General features: G+C 51.4%; 1 protein-coding gene. It reads left to right on the forward strand.

The window, feature by feature from the left end:
- Positions 1-1,325, forward strand: a 1,325-nt coding sequence (locus ACTHS3_RS13375; RefSeq protein WP_440368176.1) for a DNA translocase FtsK, incomplete at both ends; no start/stop codon positions are given.

Here is a 1,325-nt window from a genome sequence, read left to right on the forward strand (position 1 = left end):
CAAAATACGCGCCGCATGGTTAAAGAAGCCAAAACCATTACCGCTACTCCGGTTGCTCCGTTGGCAGGCAGCAGCAGTAACCGTAAAACCGTTGCCGTGTCCGTTGCGCCGCCTCCTAAAATCCAAACTTCCCTGTTTGACGATACTGAACCTAAAAACAACGGCGAATACCACAAACCCAATATGAACCTGTTGCGTATGCCGTCTGAAGAACCGGTTGCCGTCAATCCGGATGAATTGCAACAAACCGCAGAATTAATCGAAGCCAAGCTGGCTGAATTCGGCATCGGCGTACAGGTTGTTTCCGCCACTTCCGGTCCCGTGATTACCCGCTACGAAATCGAACCGGCACAAGGTGTCAAAGGCAGTCAAATTGTCGCCCTGTCTAAAGATTTGGCACGCTCAATGTCTCTGCAAGCGGTACGCATCGTAGAAACTATTGCCGGTAAAAACACCATGGGCATTGAATTACCCAATGAGAAACGCCAAGACGTGATGTTGAGCGAAATCCTCTCTTCGCCTGTGTTTACCGAAGCCAAATCCAAGCTGACCGTCGCGTTGGGTAAAGATATTGCAGGCACGCCCGTGGTCGGCGACTTGGCGAAAATGCCGCATCTTTTGGTCGCAGGCATGACCGGATCGGGTAAGTCTGTCGGCGTGAACGGCATGATTATGTCCATGCTCTTCAAAGCCACGCCAGACGAAGTCCGCTTCATTATGATTGACCCGAAAATGCTTGAATTGAGCATTTACGACGGCATTCCGCACCTGCTCTGCCCGGTTGTAACCGATATGCGAGAGGCCGGACAAGCATTGAACTGGTGTGTTGCCGAAATGGAAAAACGCTATCGTCTGCTTTCCCATGCCGGCGTGCGCAATCTGGACGGTTTCAACCAAAAAGTCGAACAAGCCAAAGCAGCAGGCAAGCCATTACTCAATCCGTTCAGCTTAAATCCTGACGATCCTGAGCCTCTGGAAAAACTTCCGTTGATTGTGGTCGTTATCGACGAGTTGGCTGACTTGATGATGACAGAACGCAAATCCGTTGAGCAGCAAATCGCACGCCTTGCCCAAAAAGCGCGTGCGGCAGGTATTCACATGATTGTCGCCACCCAGCGTCCGAGTGTCGATGTGGTTACCGGCCTGATTAAAGCCAACATTCCGACACGCATGGCCTTTACCGTACAAAGCAAAATCGACAGCCGCACCATTCTTGACCAAATGGGTGCAGACGAATTGCTCAAATACGGCGACTCATTATTCCTGCAACCGGGCAGCGCAGAACCGACACGCCTGCAAGGTGCGTTTGTTTCCGATGATGAAGT

This window comes from Neisseria sp. P0009.S007 (assembly GCF_051962515.1).